Origin of the sequence: Halorubrum sp. Atlit-8R (genome assembly GCF_003666025.1) — an archaeon.
In the GTDB taxonomy this organism is placed as follows: domain Archaea; phylum Halobacteriota; class Halobacteria; order Halobacteriales; family Haloferacaceae; genus Halorubrum; species Halorubrum salinarum.
On record NZ_QPLV01000046.1, the window covers coordinates 1 to 493 of the forward strand.

At 61.7% G+C, this 493-nt stretch carries 1 pseudogene; it reads left to right on the forward strand.

From position 1 onward, the window contains the following. Nucleotides 1-493 (forward strand): annotated as a pseudogene (locus DVK05_RS16495) (XRE family transcriptional regulator); the annotation flags it as partial.

Genomic DNA, 493 nt, shown 5'->3' on the forward strand with positions numbered 1-493 from the left:
ACGAACCGCGTGCAGACGACTGGAGCGAACTTCGTTCCGAACTCGAACGCCACGGTGTCTCTTTCGCTGACATCGCGCGCGACCTCGATGTTGCTGGCTCGACCGTCTCGCGGTGGTTCAACGGCGTCGTCGAGACGGACCGGTTTACTGACGTGGGTGAGGTGGCAAACGCGCGCTTCTCCGACAGTCGTTCGGATGCGCGACGCCTTCTCGATGCCATCGGGTCCCGTTCGAAGCCAAAGGTGTACGACCTGACTGTCGAGGGAACGCACAACTTCGTCGCCAATGGAATGGTCGTGCACAACTCCGAAGACCGTTCGGCTATGCACGAAGCGCTCGAACAACAGCAGATTTCGGTCTCCAAGGCCGGCATCAACGCGACGCTCAAGTCGCGGTGTTCGCTCCTCGGCGCGGCGAACCCGAAGTACGGCCGCTTCGACCAGTACGAACCCATCGGCGAGCAGATAGACCTCGAACCCGCGCTCATCTCGCG